The sequence below is a fragment of the Streptomyces sp. SLBN-8D4 genome (genome assembly GCF_049739545.1).
In the GTDB taxonomy this organism is placed as follows: Bacteria; Actinomycetota; Actinomycetes; order Streptomycetales; family Streptomycetaceae; genus Streptomyces; species Streptomyces canus_C.
This window is the reverse complement of record NZ_JBMGQC010000001.1, coordinates 9907460-9918999: the sequence shown is the minus strand read 5'-3', so window position 1 is coordinate 9918999 and position 11540 is coordinate 9907460. Positions and strand designations below refer to the sequence as shown.

General features: G+C 68.9%; 8 protein-coding genes. 7 read left to right on the top strand and 1 reads right to left on the bottom strand.

Annotation, left to right across the window (positions count from 1 at the left end; all coding sequences use genetic code 11):
* Positions 1–99: 99 nt before the first annotated feature.
* Positions 100–3015, bottom strand: coding sequence for a glycoside hydrolase family 48 protein (locus RKD20_RS45025; protein ID WP_424882812.1), 2916 nt, complete (start codon positions 3013–3015; stop codon positions 100–102).
* A gap of 925 nt (positions 3016–3940) precedes the next feature.
* Here RKD20_RS45025 and RKD20_RS45020 point away from each other — a divergent pair.
* The 7 genes from RKD20_RS45020 to RKD20_RS44990 all read left to right on the top strand — a co-directional run bounded on the left by RKD20_RS45020 (position 3941) and on the right by RKD20_RS44990 (position 11354).
* Positions 3941–5689 carry a glycoside hydrolase family 6 protein gene (locus tag RKD20_RS45020; protein WP_424882811.1) on the top strand — a complete coding sequence of 583 codons (1749 nt, stop codon included), beginning with the start codon at positions 3941–3943 and terminating at the stop codon, positions 5687–5689.
* A 315-nt stretch (positions 5690–6004) separates the two neighbouring features.
* The gene (locus RKD20_RS45015) at positions 6005–6838 is read left to right on the top strand and encodes an alpha/beta fold hydrolase (protein WP_424882810.1); all 834 of its coding nucleotides are present in this window, start codon (positions 6005–6007) and stop codon (positions 6836–6838) included.
* Between the two features lie 19 nt (positions 6839–6857).
* Positions 6858–7763, top strand: coding sequence for an alpha/beta fold hydrolase (locus RKD20_RS45010; protein ID WP_424882809.1), 906 nt, complete (start codon positions 6858–6860; stop codon positions 7761–7763).
* On the top strand, positions 7760–9289 hold the full coding sequence (locus RKD20_RS45005) for an FAD-dependent oxidoreductase (RefSeq protein WP_424882808.1): 1530 nt from the start codon (positions 7760–7762) through the stop codon (positions 9287–9289). The genes RKD20_RS45010 and RKD20_RS45005 overlap by 4 nt, the downstream gene beginning before the upstream one ends.
* A gap of 59 nt (positions 9290–9348) precedes the next feature.
* Positions 9349–10674, top strand: a complete 1326-nt coding sequence (locus RKD20_RS45000; RefSeq protein WP_424882807.1) for an amidohydrolase family protein — start codon at positions 9349–9351, stop codon at positions 10672–10674.
* 123 nt (positions 10675–10797) lie between these two features.
* Positions 10798–11121: a TetR family transcriptional regulator gene (locus tag RKD20_RS44995; RefSeq protein ID WP_424882806.1), complete on the top strand. Its 324-nt coding sequence runs from the start codon at positions 10798–10800 to the stop codon at positions 11119–11121.
* Positions 11122–11126: 5 nt separating this feature from the next.
* Positions 11127–11354, top strand: coding sequence for a hypothetical protein (locus RKD20_RS44990; RefSeq protein WP_424882805.1), 228 nt, complete (start codon positions 11127–11129; stop codon positions 11352–11354).
* Positions 11355–11540: the final 186 nt, after the last annotated feature.

Sequence of the window (11540 nt, the reverse complement as noted above, 5' to 3'; positions counted from 1 at the left end):
GTCCGGGCACCGGGCGGCCCCCAAGGGGGCGGGGGCCGCCCGGGCCGGGTGACCCCGTCTCCTTGTGACGGGGTCGCGCACGCGGCCTCAGCGGGGGGACTATTCGAGGAGTTCCGCGTACGAGCCCATGGCCAGGGCGATGTCCGCCTGGGCCCAGAACCGGTGATACGTGAACGACGGCACCGCGCCGCCCTTCAGGTAGGCCTCGATCTTCGACCAGGCCGGGTCGCTCTTGTAGAAGGACCGGAGCGAGGCGAAGGTCGACGAGGAGTTGATCGTGTCCCCGTTCGGCATCGCGCCACCGAAGCTGCTGGGGACGTAGACCGAGTCGTCGAACCGGTTGTAGTCCGCCCGGTCCTCCGGCACCGCGATGCCCAGGCTGTCCTGGTAGTTGTTCCACATGCCGTCCAGGAGCGCCTTGGCCGTCGTCTTCGCCGCCGTGTCACCGGACTTGGCGGCGTAGTAGCTCAGGGTCTTGGCGTACGCCGCGGCCACGCCGACGTCGTTGGTGTAGTCGGCGACGGTGACGTGAAGTCCGCTGTTGGCGCCGGGACTTGACGCGTTCCAGGTGTCGGGCCGGCCCGACCACTGCAGCGTGGAGGGGATGCGGTAGGTGCCGTCCGGGTTGATCGTGGTCTTGGACAGCGCCCACTTCACCCACTTGTCGAGGACCGCCTTGGCCTGCGCGTTCCCCGTCTGCTGGTACAGCTCCGCCACCCGCTCCATCGACCACGCCTGGAAGCCGAACCACTGGTTGGACGGCGGGTCGTGGTAGACGGGCTGCTGGTCGTAGTACATGCCGTAGAAGGTCGATGTCCCGGCCGGAGGAGACGCGTAGCGGCCCGCCCAGCTGTTCGTCGCGCCGCCCGCGATGGCACCCTCGTCGGACTGCAGCCAGCGGTAGAACTCCAGCTGTCGCCCAAGGGACTTGGCCCAGTCCGACTGTCCCGTCGCCGACTTGGGCTTCAGGTCGGCGTAGGAGCTCAGCGCGTAGGCCGCGAGAGGGTTCTGGTAGCCGCCATGGGTGTGGCTGGATCCGATGCGCCAGGCCCAGCCCGCCGAGGTGTCGGTGGCGCCGCCCCAGGCGTAGTACCAGGAGAGCAGGTACATCGAGGCGTCCTTGCCGGTGCCGGCCGGACAGGTCGACGGCCCGACGCAGTTGCCGATCTTCTTGAAGTACTTGTCGTACATGGCGTAGCGCAGGTAGTCGCCCATCTTCGCGGCCTTGCCCATGGTCGCGGAGACGTCGGAGCCCTTGCCCTGCTGCTTGGCCCAGATGTCAGCCCAGTACGCGGCCTGCACCGCGCGCGCGTCGGCGTCGGGTGCATCGGTGAACTTCCACTGCTTGGCGTAGGAGGAGTCACCCGTGAACAGGTCCAGGTAACCGTTCTTGCCGCCGTACTTGAAGGCGTCACACGTCGGCTGCGGCATGGTCTCCCACACCGACTCCTGCACACCGCGCTGGAAGGTGTTGATGTACGACGGTCCGGTGTCCGTCGGTCCCGCCTCGCACTTGCCCGGCGAGTTGCCGAAGCCGTAGACGTTGTCGACGTCCTGCAACCAGTGCATGCCGTAGATGTCGTCCGTACCGTACGCGCTCTTCAGCTCACCGGCGATCGGATCCGAACCCGAAGCGACCGACGAGTCGAGCTTGGCCGGGTACTCGTTCGGGGTGTCGAGCTCGGGCGCGTAGGTGGCCGGCTTGGAAGCGTTGTAGAACGAGTTGGTCGGCTGGTCGGCGTGGGTCGGGATCATGTACTTCTCCATGATCTCCCAGGCACCGTTGAACTTGGACCAGTCACCCGTCACCTTGCCGTACATCGCCTGCAGCCACAGGAGGTAGCTGTACGCCTCCGAGGTGGTCTCGTGGCCCTGGTCCGGCGCCTCGACGATCAGCGTCTCGACCGAGTGATAGGGGATGCCCTCGGGGGAGAAGTAGCCGTTCGCCGGATTGGTGATCTTGCCGTACAGATCCAGGAAGCGGGCGTCGTACGCCTTCGTCGCTCCCAGCTGCGTCACGGTGACCGAGGCCTTCGCCTGCCCGGGGGCAGTGGACTCGAAGGTCGCCGCGCCGGTGCCGGAGGAGTCGGCGGTGACGGTGACCTTCTGGGCGGTGTTCCAGTTCGCCGGGGTGAAGGTGAGCGAGGCCCCGCCGGTCACCGACAGGCCTGAGTTCCCGCTCGCGCGAGCCGTCGTCACCGTCACGTCCGCGCTCGGCTGCTTCGACAGCTTCACCTCGTACGTGCCCGACTTGCCCTGCTGGACACCCAGTTGGGACGGCGTGGCGACCACAGAGGGACCCGAGGTGACCGTGATGCCGACCGGCGTGGACTCCGCGGAGGCGCCCAGGCTGTCGTACGCCTTCGCCAGCAAGGAATGACTGCCCACGGTCAAGCCAGAGGCCGAGAGCGCGTACGGCGCCGTCGTGTCCGTGCCCAGCAGCTTGGTGTCGTCGTAGAACTCCACCTTGCTGATGGTGGCGTTGTCCGCGGCCGCGGCCGTGGCCGCGAGCGGGACCGCCTCGCCCTGGGTGTAGACCGCGCCGGCGGCCGGGCTGGTGAGCACGGTGATCGGCGGCTGGTGAGCCCCGTTGCAGGCGGTGCCGTTGACCGAGAAGGAAACGGGGGCCGCATTGGTGCCGCTGTAGCTGAACTGCGCGCCCGTGGAGACTGCGGCGCCCGCGGCGATCTTGCCGTTGTAGCCGGCGTCCTTCACGCTGATGTTCTGACCGGACTGGGACCAGGTGCCGTTCCAGCCGTTCATCAACTTCTGGTTGCCCGCGTAGGCGTACGTCAGCGTCCAGCCGTCGATGGCGTCCGCACCGCGGTTGGTGATCGTCACGTCCGTGGTGAAACCGGAGCCCCAGTCGTTCGTCTTGTAGTCCACGCTGCACTCAACGCCCGCCGCCCGCGCGGTCGTTGCGCCTGTGGCCAGCATCGACAGGGGCAGGGCCAAGGCTGTCGCCACGGCGGTCCACGCCCGCCGAGGGGTTCTGTGTTTGCGTCCGGGATCCATGAACTGGTTCCTCCTAGCGGCTCGGAGCTCGGGGAAGGACAAGTCTTGGCCAGTGGGAGCGCTCCCATCATGGGGATGAGGACGGCGGCGGTCAAGGAGCTTGAAGAGTCGAACACACGAAAGCGTTTAGTTCAAAGGAAGTTCAACCGTACCTCTGGGCAAGCGCGTCGCTTGGCGCTACCTTCCTTCGCACCAGTGGGAGCGGTTCCAATCAGTCGACGCGCCGTCACGGTGCGCCACACTGCGAGGAGTCGCTCATGCGACACCCCCCACGTCCATTTCTCCTGGCCACCGCAGGCGCCGACACGCTCGTCGCCGTCGCGGTCGTCCCGATGATCCGGCCTCCGGGAGCAACGCGCCGCCGTATGGCGGAGAGCGCGGCAGCCGATCAGTGGGACCACGGCCTCCAAGGATCAGTGCTGACCAGCAACCCCCAAAGCACACCCAGCAGTTGGCGCCTCGTTGTCGGCTTTTGCCGACAGACGTGCCACGAACGACCGCTGGACGGACTGCGTCGCGGCCGACGCGATCGCCGGCTCAGGCTCCCCAGTAGCTTGAGCGGACGCCCGCTGCGCACCGACGAAGCTCGAATGCATGGGCATCGACGGCGCCACCCGTCGACCGCCGGGTGGGGAGCGCTCCCAACACGAGTCCACATGCGTCCCGCGCCGAGAGCGTCGGTCAACGGCGTGTCCCAGAGCGACGGCGCGCCGTGGTGCGAGCTCCTCAACGAGCCTTGTCCGCAAGGCCGTAGGCCGGCCGCCTGCGCCCCGCACGGCCGGGCCCCGGATCAGCGGACGGCTCCTCCGAGCCCTTCCTGACCTTCGGCCACAAGGCCACGTCGACCCGTACGCATCAAGGCGCGCGATCTCCCGTGCGCGCTCAACCAGCGGAGAAACCCTCCAACCAGAAGGAATGCTTCATCATGAGTCGCACCAAAACCTCATTGCTCGCGGCCCTTGCGCTGCTCAGCGGGACCTCAGCGGCCGCGCTCGTCTCGGCGCCGGCCGGAGCCGCCGCCGCGGCCGCACCCTGCACAGTGGACTACAAGGTGCAGAACCAGTGGGACACCGGCTTCACGACAGCCGTCACGATCACCAACAACGGCTCGGCCAAGTCGAGTTGGTCGCTGCAGTGGTCGTACGCCGGAAACCAGAGGATCAGCAACGGCTGGAACGCGAAGGTCAGCCAGAGCGGTTCGTCCGTGACGGCCGCCAACGAGAGCTACAACGGCGCGCTTCCCACCGGGGGTTCGGCGAGCTTCGGTTTCCAGGCGTCCTACAGCGGGACCAACGCCGTCCCGGCCACGTTCACGCTCGACGGCGTGACCTGCAACGTCGACGGCGGCGGGCCCACCGACCCGGGGCCGACCGATCCGGGGCCGACGGATCCGGGGCCGACCGATCCCGGCCCGGGTGGGCCCAAGGTCGCCAACCCCTATGTCGGCGCCAAGGCCTATGTGAACCCGGAGTGGTCCGCGAAGGCGGCCGCCGAACCGGGCGGCAGCCGCATCGCCAACCAGCCCACCGCCGTGTGGCTGGACCGGATCGCCGCCATCAACGGCGTCAGCGGCGGCATGGGCCTGCGCGCCCACCTGGACGAGGCCCTGAAGCAGAAGGGCAGCGGCGAACTCGTCGTCCAGCTCGTCATCTACGACCTGCCGGGCCGCGACTGCGCCGCCCTCGCCTCCAACGGCGAACTGGGACCGAACGACCTCGACAAGTACAAGAGCCAGTACATCGACCCGATCACCTCGATCCTGTCCGAGTCGAAGTACGCGGGCCTGCGGATCGCCACCGTCATCGAGCCCGACTCGCTGCCCAACCTGGTCACCAACGCCGGAGGAACCAACACCACCACCGACGCCTGCGTGACCATGAAGAGCAACGGCAACTACGAGAAGGGCGTCTCCTACGCGCTCGACAAGCTCGGCGCCCTCGCGAACGTCTACAACTACATCGACGCCGGCCACCACGGCTGGCTGGGCTGGGACAGCAACCTCGGCCCGTCGGTGCAGGAGTTCTACAAGGTCGCCACGACCAACGGCGCGAGCGTGAGCGATGTGGCCGGCTTCATCGTCAACACCGCCAACTACAGCCCCGTCAAGGAGCCCAACTTCAAGGTCACCGACATGGTGAACGGGCAGACCATACGCCAGTCGAAGTGGGTCGACTGGAACCAGTACGTGGACGAGCAGTCGTTCGCGCTCGGTCTGCGGGACAAGCTGGTCGCCGCCGGGTTCGACTCCGGTCTCGGCATGCTGATCGACACCTCCCGCAACGGCTGGGGCGGCTCCGCCCGGCCCACCGGCCCCGGTCCGTCGACCTCCGTCGACGACTACGTCAACGGCGGTCGCATCGACCGGCGCATCCACGCCGGCAACTGGTGCAACCAGAGCGGCGCGGGAATCGGCCAGCGGCCCACCGCCGCCCCCGCCACCGGCGTCGACGCCTACGTGTGGGTCAAGCCGCCGGGAGAGTCCGACGGCAACAGCGCCGCCGTGCCCAACGACGAGGGCAAGGGCTTCGACCGCATGTGCGACCCGACCTACGGCGGCAACGCCCGCAACGGCAACAACCCCACCGGCGCGCTGCCGAACGCACCGCTCGCCGGGCACTGGTTCTCCGCCCAGTTCCAGCAGCTGATGCAGAACGCCTACCCGCCTCTGCCGTAACCCTTTGACACGGTGAGTGGCCGCCGGGGCCGGTCGTCAAGTGGCCGGTCCCGGCGCAGGCGTGCAGGATCGCCCCGACGCCAGGGAAGCTCGGCGCTACCGGGTGAAGCCCGCCTCGCCGGACAGAGCGGTTTGCCCATTCGGCTGGTCATGGCCGACGGACACGCAGTGAGGGCGAGTGCCGGCCCACCGTGCCCCACGGGGCCGCTGTGCTCCACGGGGCCGCTGTGCCCCACTGGGCCGCTGTGCCCCCGGCCGCACCGCGCACCGGCCTTCCACTTGACAGAACTCTTTATCGGTAACACTGTATCCATTATGAGTTCCTGGTCTGAGCCGCAGCCTGATTCCCGCTTCGCCATGGTGGACGGCCTGCAGATCCACTACAAACGCACCGGGCGAGGCCCGGCTCTGGTACTACTGCACGGCAGCGCGTCCTCGCTCCAGCACTTCGACCGTGCGGCGGGACCGCTGTCGGAGTCGTTCGACGTGATCCGTCCGGACCTGCCCGGGTTCGGCCTGACCGGCCCCCGCAAGGATCGCGACTACCGCATCCCGACCTACACATCGACGGTGGCGGGTCTGCTGGAGGCGCTGGAGGTTCCCCGCTACGCGGTGGCCGGCAATTCGCTGGGCGGCAACATCGCCTGGAACCTCGCGCTGGACCACCCCGAGCGGCTGACCGGCCTGGTGCTGGTCAATGCCACCGGGTACCCGGAGAAGGAGATGCCTGCGGGCATGCGCCTGACCCGCAATCCGTTGCTGCGACCTGTGTTGCGGCGAGTGATGCCGCGTGGCGCCATCGAGCGCAATCTGCGCTCGGCCGTCGGTCCACGTTCGACCGTCGTGGACAAGGCCATGATCGACCGGGCCCACGAACTCATGAGCCGACCTGGGAACCGCTCGGCTTTCGTCGACTTCTGCAACACCGACCAGCCCGACCGCTCTGCACGGATTTCACGCATCACGGTGCCGACACTCGTGTTGCGCAGTGCGGCTGTCGACGGCCAGCACTTCGCCCGTGACATCCCCGGCGCCAAGGAGCTGGTGCATCCCCACGGCGGGCACCTGCTGCCGGAAGAGGAACCCCAGTGGGTCGCGGACGCGATCGTCGAGTTCCTCGGCTCTTCCGCCGGCACCCCCACGCACTGACGCCAAGGAGTCCCGTTCCATGAAGTACTTCGTCGCATCGGGCGAGGACCGCCGGCTCACCGCCGAAGCACGGCAAGCCCTGCCCGGCAGCTTCATCGAGCTGTCCGACGGCGTCACCCACTACGAACTGAGGGGCCCCGAGGACGGAGACATCGTCGTCATGGCGGGCGGACTGACCATCCCGCTGTTCTACTGGGACAGCCTCGCCACCGAGCTGCACGGCCGCGGGCTGCGCACTTTGACCTGCAGCGCGTACGGCCGCGGCTACTCCGACCGAGTGCGGTCGCGCTACGACGAGACGCTGTTCGCGCGACAGTTGGCCGAGCTGACGCAGCGGCTCGGTCTGACGGAGCGGCCCCTGCACCTCGTCGGCACCTCCATGGGCGCGTTGGTCGCCATGACCTACGCCGCCCAATACCCCTCATCCCTCGCCACCCTCACCATCGTCGGACCCGCCGGTCTCACGAAACCGCGGCTGACCTCCCCCCACCGGCTGCTGCGCAACGACTGGCCGGCCGGCCTCGTCGCCCGGCGACGAGGCCGCCAGATACTCCAAGGACACCTCGGACACAACGTCCGCGACCCCGAGCTCGGCGCGGAACTGACCGAGATGGTCCTCGACGCGTTCCGCTTCGAGGGCTCGCTGTACGCGGTCTTCGACACGCTCCAGCATCTGCCGGTCGCCGGCCGGGACGACCTCTTCCGGCAGACGGGGGCCCTGGGCATCCCGACGCTGCTGCTGTGGGGCGACCGGGACGAAGTCACGCCCCTGGCCCACTTCGAGACAGCGCGTAACTTGCTGAAGCCCCAGCGCCATCACGTCATTGCCGAATGCGGCCACATGGCCCCCTTCGAACGGCCCCGCGACGTCGCCGATCAGATCGTCCCGTTCGTGGCCGCACGCGCCGAAAGGCTCGACTCATGAACCGCCCCCAGGTCATCGACGTCCTGGTCGTCGGTGCGGGCCCCTCGGGCTCCGCCGTCGCGATCGACCTCGTACGCCGGGGACTGGACGTACGCATCGTCGACCGGTCTCCCCACGCCTTCGACGGCTCCCGCGCCAAGGGCATCCAGCCCCGCAGCCTCGAAATCCTCGAAGACCTTGGTGCTCTTGACGATGTACTGGCCGGCGGCAGCATCTACCCCAAACTCGGGCTCCACGCGGGCCCCCTCGCCGTGCCATGGAAGATGTTCCCACGCGGGGAGCCCACCCCGGACGTTCCCTACCCGAACACCTGGCTGATCCCCCAGTTCCGCACGGACCGCGCACTGCACGCCCGGCTGAGCGAGCTCGGACTCAAGGTCGAGTTCGGCCGTGAGCTGACCGAGCTGACGCAGGACGAGGACATGGTGGCCGCCAGGGTGGCGAGCGCGGACGGTACGGAGGAGATCGTCGCCCGCTATGTCGTGGGCGCCGACGGTGGTTCCAGTGCGGTGCGCAAGCAGCTCGGCGTCGGTTTCGTCGGGACGACGCACGACAGCGACCGGATGCTCATCGTCGATGCCTCGGTGACCGGTCTGGCCCGGGACCGCTGGCACATGTGGCCCGGCCTGGGCGGCAGACTCATCGGTGCCTGCCCGCTCCCCCACAGCGACATGTTCCAGTGGATGATCCGTCTCGCGCCGGACGAAAAACCGCCGTCGGAGAAGGACGACATCCTCCGGCGGATCTACGACCACACCCGCGACCGGCGCATCCAACTGCACGACATCCACTGGACGTCGGTGTTCCGGCCCAACATCCGCCTGGCGGAGAGCTACGGCCGAGGACGCGTCCTCCTCGCCGGTGACGCCGCGCACGTCCACACCCCGGCCGGCGCCCAGGGCCTGAACACCGGCATGCAGGACGGCTACAACCTCGGCTGGAAGCTCGGCCAGGTCCTCGCCGGAGCGGACCCGGCGCTGCTGGACACCTACGAGGCCGAGCGGCAGCCGATCGCCGCCGGGGTCCTGGGCCTGTCCACGGCGAAGTGGGGAGGGATCGCCAAGCTCGACCCGTCGAGCATGAAGCGAGGCAAGGACGAGCAGCAACTCGCCCTGACTTACTACGGCGGCCCGCTCGCCCCGGCCGACGGAGTGCGCACCGAGACGCTGCGCATGGGCGACCGTGCCCCGGACGCCGAACTGCGTGGCGCCGACGGCGCCGGAATCCGCCTCTTCGACCTCTTCCGCGGGCCGCACTTCACCGCTCTCGCCTACGGCCCCCGCGCCGCCCGCGACCTCGAACGGATCGCCTGGCCGACGGCGGGCGCCCGGCTCAAGCGACTCGCCGTGGGGCCAACTGCCGCCGACGGCCCCGGCTTCAGCGACCCCGCGAAGACCCTGCGGCGCGCCTACGGACTGACCGGCGACGCCTTGCTGCTGATCCGCCCCGACGGCTACATCGGGCACATCGCCACTTCGAACTTCCTCGCCACCACACAATCCGCCGCACGCGCAATGACGCCGTAGCCAAGGAGCCGCACCATGTTTCAGCCGAGCCGCATCACCCCCGCTCGGGGAGCCACCGCATGAGCCGCACCCTGCTGCGCGGAGCGCAGGTCATCACCATGGCGCCGGACCGGCCCGACGCAGAACACGTCGACATCCTCGTCGACGGCGACCGCATCGCCGCCGTCGGCGAGAACATCGAGGCGTCCGACGCCGAAGTCGTCGACCTCTCCGGCCGCATCGTCATCCCCGGCCTGGTCAACGCCCACCTGCACACCTGGCAGACCGCGCTGCGCTCCGCAGGCGCCGACTGGACGCTGATGGAGTACCTCACCCACCTCCACGGCGAGTGCGTCGGCCACTACACCCCGGCCGACATGCACATCAGCAACCTGGCGGGCGCGCTGAACCAGATCAACTGCGGTACGACCACCGTGGGCGACTGGTGTCACAATGCCCTCTCCCCCGAGCATGCCGACGCGGCCGTGGAAGGACTGGTCCGGGCGGGGATCCGGGCCGTCTTCCTGCATGGCACGCCCTACCGGTCGCCGGAGACTCCTCACCCGCTCGCCGAGATCGACCGGCTGCTGGACGGACCCGTCCGCGACCATGCGCTCCTGACCCTGGGCATGGCTCTGCAGGGGCCGCAGTATTCCTCGCCGGAGACGGCGGTGGCCGATTTCCGAGCCGGTGCGGACCGCGGTCTCGTCGTCTCGATGCACCAAAGCGGCGGAGAACTCTCCCCCGGCTGGGAGGCCGTGCGGGCCTCCGGGCTGTTCAGCCCCCTGACCAACGTCGTGCACGGAGCCGATCTGCCCGGCGCCTGGATCGAGATGCTCGTCGAGGCGGGCGTCACCTTCACGACCACCCCGGAGAACGAGCTGGGCCAGGGGCACGGCACCCCCGTCACCGGGGCTCTGCTGTGCCTGGGCGCGGCGCCCTCCCTGGGCACGGACATCGACACCGCCGTACCCGGCAAGGTCCTCACCGCAGCCCGGATCGCCCTGGCCCATCAGCGCAGCCTGGACCACGCCCGGTACCGGGAGACGACTGGCATGCACGCCAACACGGCCTCGGTCACTGCCAAACAGGCCCTGGCCTGGGCCACGGTCGAAGGGGCCAGGGCACTGGGCCTGGCCGACCGGGTGGGCCGGATCGAGGTCGGCATGCAAGCCGACCTGGTCGCTGTCGACGCCCGGGCATTCAACCTGTGGCCGGCGCACGACCCCGTCGCCACGGTCCTGCACGCCGACATCGCCAACATCGAAGCAGTGTTGGTCGCCGGCATCTGGCGCAAACGTGATCACGCCCTGCTCGCACCCGGCCTCGACGAACTCAGGGACCAGCTCCGCGAGTCCGGGCAGCGGCTGCTGCACGGCATCGGGAGTGTGCGCAGCCACGCCTGACACGCAGCGGCCCCGACGTACGAAAAAGACGCCGCCGCGCACGACCCGCCGTCCCTCGTCGGCGCGACGGCGACTCGCCACAGAGACGCGCATCGCGGCCGCACTCCCACAGGAGAACGTGACATGAGCAGTCCCAGTACCACCACGGTGGGCATGCCCCGCCAGGCGCTGCAGCAGGAACAGATCGTCCAGACCGCCATCGTCCTCCTGGACGATGGCGGCATCGACAACCTGAGCATGCGACGGCTCGGCAGTCGCCTCGGCATCACCGCCGCGGCACTCTACTGGCACGTCAGGAGCAGACATGATCTGCTCCTGCTGGCCGCCGACGCAGTCTGGGGGCGGATGCCTCTCCCCCGTCCTGACGGCCTCGAATGGCGTCCGGCGCTGCTGGCCATGGCCGATGTGACCTGCGTTCGATGCTTTCGCGTCACCCCTGGCTCCTGACCGCCATGACCCTCCAGCCTCTCGACGGTCCGTGCAGGGATCGCCATGACGAACATCTGATCGCGGTCTGTGAGACGTCCGGACTCGCCGGGCGAGATGCCGAGCAAACCGCCCACAGCATCGTCATGTTCGTGATCGGTGCCGCCCTCGCGACCGCCCCCGGCCCGTATGTGTCCTTCGGACTGCAGTCGATTCTCGACGGTGTCGAAGCCAGGCTGGCCGCCCGTGCCTGACAACGAGACCGCGTGCTGACAGCGGCCAAGGATCGAGCGAGAAGCCTATAGGCGGGCCACGGTCCCGCGATCTGTGCGCTCCTCTGAAGCCGGGGCCGGCGGATGGAAGTGGACCGGCCCGTCGCGTGCGGCGCTCACGGCCGCCGCTTCGGCGGCAGGCGTCCTCCAAGGCACCGGACGACCGGG

Bases quoted from the DNA above. Each gene is read 5' to 3' on its own strand.
- RKD20_RS45025 (WP_424882812.1), bottom strand. From the start codon at position 3,015: ATGGATCCCGGACGCAAACACAGAACCCCTCGGCGGGCGTGGACCGCC.
- RKD20_RS45020 (WP_424882811.1), top strand. From the start codon at position 3,941: ATGAGTCGCACCAAAACCTCATTGCTCGCGGCCCTTGCGCTGCTCAGC.
- RKD20_RS45015 (WP_424882810.1), top strand. From the start codon at position 6,005: ATGAGTTCCTGGTCTGAGCCGCAGCCTGATTCCCGCTTCGCCATGGTG.
- RKD20_RS45010 (WP_424882809.1), top strand. From the start codon at position 6,858: ATGAAGTACTTCGTCGCATCGGGCGAGGACCGCCGGCTCACCGCCGAA.
- RKD20_RS45005 (WP_424882808.1), top strand. From the start codon at position 7,760: ATGAACCGCCCCCAGGTCATCGACGTCCTGGTCGTCGGTGCGGGCCCC.
- RKD20_RS45000 (WP_424882807.1), top strand. From the start codon at position 9,349: ATGAGCCGCACCCTGCTGCGCGGAGCGCAGGTCATCACCATGGCGCCG.
- RKD20_RS44995 (WP_424882806.1), top strand. From the start codon at position 10,798: ATGAGCAGTCCCAGTACCACCACGGTGGGCATGCCCCGCCAGGCGCTG.
- RKD20_RS44990 (WP_424882805.1), top strand. From the start codon at position 11,127: ATGACCCTCCAGCCTCTCGACGGTCCGTGCAGGGATCGCCATGACGAA.